Raw genomic sequence first — 6,466 nt, 5'->3', positions numbered from 1 at the left:
ATCTGGTCATCACCGACTGCCAGATGCCGGTGATGGACGGCTTCGAGCTGACCCGCAACCTGCGAGCCCTTGGCCATGACCTGCCCGTCTGGGGCTTCACCGCCCATGCCCAGCCTCGCGAGCGGGAGCTTTGCCTCGCCGCCGGCATGAACGACTGCCTGTTCAAGCCCATCGGCCTCGCCCGTCTGCGCGCGGCGCTGGCCACCCTGGGGCCAGCGCCCTGAGTACCGCCAGCCTTTCCTCCCGTCATGTCACACGGGCGCGGCTGAGAATGCGTTGGCATTTGCGGCATAAAGGGTCGCCCACAGGGACAAGAGACAACGTGGACCAGCCATGGATACAAGGCCGGTGGCGGTTCGAGCCCCATAAAAAAACCGACACCAGGGTGTCGGTTTTTTTATATCGGGAGGTGCGCCCTGCCTGTTACGCCAGTCTGGCGCCGGGTGAAGCGGGCGTCACGGGGAGGATCAGTAGAAGATCCGCTCCCCTCGCTCGCTCATCTTGAGCCAGACCGGCTTGGTGCTGGTCTTGCTCCAGATGCGGTGCAGGTAGCTGTAGAAACGGGCGCGATCCCGGCGAAACAGCATCACCGGGAAGGCAAGCAGACCCGCCATCAGGACGAAGATGCGGCGAAGGATTATCTGAGTCAGGGAGAAGGGATGAAACATGATGTAACGCCTCACTGGTAAGACCACTGAACAAAGATTACGCCAATCATTGTAGGATTACTACACCGACAGCGCCATTTTTTGATAAAAAATGGGGCTAAAAGCCTAAAAATGAAACCGGGTTACATTCTTTAACTAAAAAACAACAAAGGTGGCAAAACGCGGCCCCTGTTCCAGAGTTAACGAGGACTGGACCAGAACGGGGGAACACAGGATGAAACTTGCAGATGCGGCGCTGCTGGGGGCATTGGGCGTGCTCGCCTGGAGCCAGTGGCAGGAGTGGCGGCTCAATCGTGACGATGCCATCGACATCCCCTATCACGGGGTCCCCACCGCCAGCCTGTGGCAATGCGGTTTGCTGATAAAGGAGATGGCCGCACTGGCAGAACAGGGGGGCGAAGAGAGGTCCGGATCCAGGGGCGAGGCATTGGCCGAGATGGATCAGCATCTGCACAAGACGTGGCAACGGGAGGGTTGTTCACGGCTGACTGACATCCAATGAAGCATCATCCTGGGCCGCCATGGCGGATGGACAACGTCAGGGATATGGAAAACAGGGAGAAGATGGAGGCACGTTCCGGAGTCGAACCGGACTAAACGGATTTGCAATCCGCTGCATAACCGCTTTGCTAACGCGCCATGCTGACAAGGCATTGCCTTGAGAGTGATGTCCATGGTTGGTGCCATGGAGTATTGGAGCGGGAAACGAGACTCGAACTCGCGACCCCGACCTTGGCAAGGTCGTGCTCTACCAACTGAGCTATTCCCGCATGACTGCTTGCGTGCCAGTTGCCTGACAACGAGGCGCATTATACGTACCCCGAGCCCGGGCACAACCCTTTTTTCTCACTTTGAGCCCTTTCCCGTGCTGTTTGCTCACCCTTTAGACGCCTTGGTCGAAAATCCCCCCGCTCCCTGTGACCCGACGAGCGAATTTAAGATAAAGCCATTGAAATAGTTAGCCTTTAGTCAGAAACTCATCGCGCTTAGTAACTGGATTCTCAATTGAAAATCATGCGATGAAATGGAACTTCAGGCCTCGGGGGCTCAGACCGCAGCTGATGCTGGCTTTTTTCATGTTGGGCCTGGTGCCCTTCCTGGTCGTCACCCTGTTTTTCCTCTATAGCCACGGCAAGGATCTCACCACCCAGACCTCCAACCATCTGGTCTCGGTGCGCAACATCAAGAAAAACCAGCTGCAAGACTACTTCGGCAACCTCAAGGAGCAGATCATCAACTTCTCCCAGCAGGACTTTGCCGGCAACAGTATCGGTCGCTTCTACGGTTTCACCGGTGCCTTCGAGAAGCTCGGCACCACGCCGCAGGAGGCCCGTGCCCGCGCCCAGGCCCGCTATGTGCCGGGCTCCTGGGACAAGCTGCAACAGCCTGACAGTCAGGTGGAGATAGAGCCCTCCATCAGCGCCCTCATCCTCGCGGACGAGATGTATGGCCGCGTCCACCAGCGCTTCCATCGCGGCTACGCCGACATGGTGCGCAAATCCAACTACAGCGACATCTTCCTGGTCGACCTCAACGGTGACGTGGTCTACTCGGTCACCAAGCAGGCCAACTTCGCCACCAACCTGCTCTCGGGCCCCTACCAGTCCAGCGGTCTTGGCAACACCTTCGCCAAGATCAAGCGCCGCCTCGATGGCGGCCAGAAGCCCCAGCAGATCTTCGAGTTCACCGATTTTGGCCGCAACGAGCTGACCGGCCAGGTGGTCGCCTACCTCGCCGCTCCCGTGATGCAGTACGACTATGTGCGCGGCGTGGTCATCTTCGAGCTGCTGCCGGACAAGCTCAACCAGATCATGGCGGAGCGGGAGGGGCTCGGCGCAACCGGCGAGACCATTCTCATCGGCCCGGACAAGCGGATGCGCGCCAACGCCTGGCTCGCCCCCGAATTCAGCGTGGAGAACAGCTTCAGCCCCGACTTCCGGCCGCTGCAGACCCCCCTCATCATCAAGGCCCTTTCCGGGGAGCAGGGGGTCGGCCCCTTCCTCTCCTACCACGATGACGAGGTGCTGGCCGCCTATACCCAGGTGAAGGTGTTCGATACCGAGTGGGCCTTCATCGCCGAGATCTCCACCAGCGAGGCCTATGCCCCCATCCGCCAGCTCGAGACCCTGGTGATCCTGCTGGGAGCTGGCTCACTGCTGCTGCTGATCCTCTTCTCCCGCTGGCTCTCCCACTCCATCACGGCGCCCCTGCGATCCCTCACCGCCGCCGCCGAACAGGTGGCGGACGGCGCCCTGGATCACCCCATCACCATCCCCCGCACCGACGACGACATCGACCGGCTGGCCCAGGCGTTTCGCCACATGCAGCGCTCGGTGAAGGACAAGATCGAGCTCATCGAACGCCAGACCCAGGAGCTGCAACAGCAGGTCAAGCTGACCCACAAGCAGAACCTCAGCCTGCAACAGGCGGACAAGCTCAAAGACGAACTCCTGGCCAACACCTCCCACGAGCTGCGCACCCCCATCCACGGCATCAAGGGGATGGCCGAGTCCATGCTCGCCAGCCAGCAGGACCTGACCGAAGGGCAGCAGAAGCAGCTCGGCCTCATCATCAAGAGCGCCGACGGTCTGGCGCGCCTCGTGGACGACTTGCTCGACTACCACCAGATGCGCTACGGCCAGCTGGAGATCCACCCCCAGCCGGTCTCCTCCAAGGGGGTCATCCGGCTGGTGCTGGATCTCTGCCAGCACCTGGTACAGGCCAAGCCCCTCACCCTGGTGGACAAGAGCCCCGCCGAGCTGCCCCCTGTGCTGGCGGACGAGCAGCGCCTCGAGCAGGTGCTCTACAACCTGGTGGGCAACGCCATCAAGTACACCCCCCAGGGCAAGGTGGTGCTGAGCGCCCTGGTGGAAGGCAACTTCCTGCGCATCAAGGTGACCGACACCGGCATCGGCATCGCCAGGGACCATCTGGAGCACATCTTCGAGCCCCTGGTGCAGATGAGCCCGGAAGTGAGCAAGCAGGGAGCGGGCCTCGGTCTCTCCATCACCCGCCAGCTGGTGCACCTGATGGGGGGGGAGCTGTTCGTGGAGAGCGAGCCGAGCGTCGGCTCCACCTTCGCCTTCACCCTGCCGCTGGCCAGCGGCAAGGCGGGCAGTCTGACCCTCGACAGCCGCCAGATAGAGCACCAGCTGGTGCGCCAGCAGCCCGTCATCCTGCCGGACTGGGAGAGCGAGGATCTGCCGCCCCCGCCGCAAGATGCCCCCGTCATCCTGGTGGTGGATGACGAGCCCATCAATTTGCACATACTGCGCCACCTGCTGCAGCCCTGCGGTTATCGCATCCTGCCCAGCAGCGACGGCCACGACGCCCTGACCAAGCTGGCTCAGGAGCCGGTGGATCTCATCCTGCTTGATGTGATGATGCCCACCCTCTCGGGCTTCGACGTCTGCCGCCGTCTGCGCCAGCAGCACCCCAAGGAGAAGCTGCCGGTGCTGCTGCTCACCGCCCTCAACCAGCCCAAGGAGATTGAAGAGGGTTTCAACGCCGGGGCCAACGACTATCTGGTGAAACCCTTCTGCAAGGAGGAGCTGTTCGCCCGGGTGAGAGCCCTGCTGGAGGCCAGCGCCGGGCGCGCCTCCCTGGTGGAGAACCGCCTGCTCAAACAGGAGATAGAGCACCGTCTGCTGCTCCAGGAGCAACTGCACCAGGATCAGGAGCGGCTCCTCGCCCTGCTTGGCGAGGGGGCCGACCCCATGGTCTTCCTCGATGAGCAAGGAGGGGTGCTGTTTGCCTCCCGGGCCCTGGCGCGCCTGCTGGGTCAGGAGCCGGAAGCCATGGAGGGGCAGATGCTGGACGAGTGGCTGGCCGCCCCGCTGGCAAGCCAGTGGCCCGACATGACCGCGCAGCCGGAGCGGGAGCTGGACTTCCTGGTGGCGGGCCAGCGAGACACCCTCAACGCCCGCGCCCTGCCCATCAATCTGGGGGGGCAGCACGCCTATGCGCTGACCCTTGGCACCGAACCGCGCCAGGACGACAATCGCATGGCTGCACTGGAGAACGCCCTCAAGAGCCTCTCTCGCCAGGCCATCATCGAGGATGGCCAGTTGCTGGGGGAACTGAGCCGGCTGGGCGGGGAGTTCCGCTCGCTGGCCGACGATCTCATTCGCCAGCAGGATGACGAACCTCTGCGCCGCGCCCTGGTGGACACCATGCGTCTCACCCTGGAGACCTGGCAGCAGAGCACCGGCAAGGGCAAGATAGTGCTGGCGGAGAAGAGCAAGCTGTGGCGGGTCTACATGGACCGCTCCAGTCCCCAGACCCGCACCCTCGACAAGTACTTGAACCTCGACACCCTGCCCAAGGCACCGCGCTGGAAGACGGTGGTGGCCAGTGCCGAGTACGTGCTCAAGCACTGCGCCCTGAACGAGGTGCAGCACCAGAGTCTGCACCAGAGCACCCAGCGCCTTCGCCAGCTCGCCAGCCGCAAGGCATGAGTCTCCAACCCGCAGCCACGTTGCTCTGATGATGGCTGCGGGATAGAAAACCAAGCACCAATGGCCAGCTCTGGACACATCGACTCGCAGGCTTTCTGCACCTCTCAGGAGGATCGCGATGGCTGAGCTCGCGGGGGCGGCCAGATGACCCTGCAGGTGCGGGCCCATTCCCCATCACCATGTTGGTGATGACCCCGGGAGACCTGTCTGGGCCGGCAAGTGGCTAATCAGGTGAATAGACATTCGAGAGAATGGGGTGAGACTTCGCGACCCCGTGACCACAGGCCCCAAATCGGGAAAGACATTGGGAGATGGCTGAGCCGGGGGATGGACAGAGATGAGATAGAAATGACAAACCCGCGACGGACGCGGGCTTGAGGGGAATAAATGGCGGAGAGACAGGGATTCGAACCCTGGGTGGCATTGCTGCCACAATTGATTTCGAGTCAATCCCGTTCGGCCACTCCGGCATCTCTCCACGGGCACTCATATTGACCCAACCCTAGCCGGGAAATCAATGTAAATCTCGTTGCAGATCAGACGACTGGCGATAAAACCGCCATCCGGCGATCCCGCCCCTCCCAACGCCAGTGACTTTCACCCGGCAGCGCCTCCCCACTCACGGCCTCCACTTTGTGCCCGGTTCCGGGCGGGTGAATATGGCGAGCCTGATGGGCCAGGGACACCCTGTGACGCGCTCGCCACCGCCCTCCCGGCAGTCATGGTGCCGGACTGGTAATCCCCGCGGGATTCGTTGACAATCTCTGCTCATTTTTTGGAAGGGAACCCGTCCCTCGCCCCAGCCGATAGGAACAACCATGCTCAACACTCGTATCGTCTCACTGCTGCTGGCCGCCGCCAGCCTCTGGGCCGCACCTGTCTGGTCCAACACCTATCCCCTGCCGCCAGAGGACAGCCGTCTCATCGGCGCCCTGGAAGATTACATCGTACAGCCTGGCGATCATCTGGAACTGGTCGGCAAGCATACCCGGACAGGCTTTCTGGCACTGCTCGAAGCCAATCCCGGCGTAGACCCCTATCTGCCCACCCCGGGCACCCGGCTCACTCTGCCGACCCAGATGCTGCTGCCCGACGTGCCGCGAGAAGGCATCGTCATCAACCTGCCTGAACTTCGCCTCTACTACTTCCCCAAGGACAAGCAGGAGGTGATGGTGCTGCCCATCGGGATCGGTGACATCGGCCGCGAGACGCCGGAGATGACCACCACCGTCATCGCGAAAAATCCCAACCCGACCTGGGTGCCCGGCCCCATGGTCCGCAAGTCCTGGCTGGAGCAGAAGGGGATCGATCTGCCCGCCGTGGTCCCCCCCGGCCCCGACA

5 protein-coding genes and 3 tRNA genes are annotated in these 6,466 nt (G+C 62.3%); 4 read left to right on the top strand and 4 right to left on the bottom strand.

What is annotated here, in order from left to right; all coding sequences use genetic code 11:
• Window positions 1-224, top strand: a 224-nt coding sequence (locus BN1120_RS03815) for a response regulator (RefSeq protein ID WP_042014829.1), incomplete at its 5' end; no start/stop codon positions are given.
• 243 nt (window positions 225-467) lie between these two features.
• On the opposite strand, the gene BN1120_RS03810 is transcribed toward BN1120_RS03815, so the two are convergent.
• Window positions 468-668 carry a YbfA family protein gene (locus tag BN1120_RS03810; protein ID WP_010673543.1) on the bottom strand — a complete coding sequence of 67 codons (201 nt, stop codon included), beginning with the start codon at window positions 666-668 and terminating at the stop codon, window positions 468-470.
• A gap of 214 nt (window positions 669-882) precedes the next feature.
• Here BN1120_RS03810 and BN1120_RS03805 point away from each other — a divergent pair, with 214 nt between their 5' ends.
• Entirely contained in the window at window positions 883-1,170 is a 288-nt protein-coding gene (locus tag BN1120_RS03805) for a hypothetical protein (RefSeq protein WP_041213319.1), read from the top strand.
• A 63-nt stretch (window positions 1,171-1,233) separates the two neighbouring features.
• On the opposite strand, the gene BN1120_RS03800 is transcribed toward BN1120_RS03805, so the two are convergent.
• Window positions 1,234-1,307: transfer RNA gene (locus tag BN1120_RS03800), tRNA-Cys, on the bottom strand.
• A gap of 55 nt (window positions 1,308-1,362) precedes the next feature.
• Window positions 1,363-1,438: transfer RNA gene (locus BN1120_RS03795), tRNA-Gly, on the bottom strand.
• A gap of 249 nt (window positions 1,439-1,687) precedes the next feature.
• Between BN1120_RS03795 and BN1120_RS03790 the strand changes: the two genes are divergently transcribed.
• A complete protein-coding gene (locus BN1120_RS03790) occupies window positions 1,688-5,125 on the top strand; it encodes a hybrid sensor histidine kinase/response regulator (protein WP_010673541.1) in 3,438 nt (1,145 codons plus the stop codon).
• A gap of 388 nt (window positions 5,126-5,513) precedes the next feature.
• Here the strand turns inward: BN1120_RS03790 and BN1120_RS03785 are convergent.
• Window positions 5,514-5,603, bottom strand: a tRNA-Ser gene (locus BN1120_RS03785).
• Window positions 5,604-5,943: 340 nt separating this feature from the next.
• Between BN1120_RS03785 and BN1120_RS03780 the strand changes: the two genes are divergently transcribed.
• Window positions 5,944-6,466, top strand: a 523-nt coding sequence (locus BN1120_RS03780) for a L,D-transpeptidase family protein (RefSeq protein WP_042014826.1), incomplete at its 3' end; no start/stop codon positions are given.

The sequence above is a fragment of the Aeromonas caviae genome (genome assembly GCF_000819785.1).
GTDB classification, from domain to species: Bacteria; Pseudomonadota; Gammaproteobacteria; order Enterobacterales; family Aeromonadaceae; genus Aeromonas; species Aeromonas caviae.
This window is presented reverse-complemented; position numbering and strand designations above follow the sequence as displayed.

Bases quoted from the DNA above. Each gene is read 5' to 3' on its own strand.
- BN1120_RS03810 (WP_010673543.1), bottom strand. From the start codon at position 668: ATGTTTCATCCCTTCTCCCTGACTCAGATAATCCTTCGCCGCATCTTC.
- BN1120_RS03805 (WP_041213319.1), top strand. From the start codon at position 883: ATGAAACTTGCAGATGCGGCGCTGCTGGGGGCATTGGGCGTGCTCGCC.
- BN1120_RS03790 (WP_010673541.1), top strand. From the start codon at position 1,688: ATGAAATGGAACTTCAGGCCTCGGGGGCTCAGACCGCAGCTGATGCTG.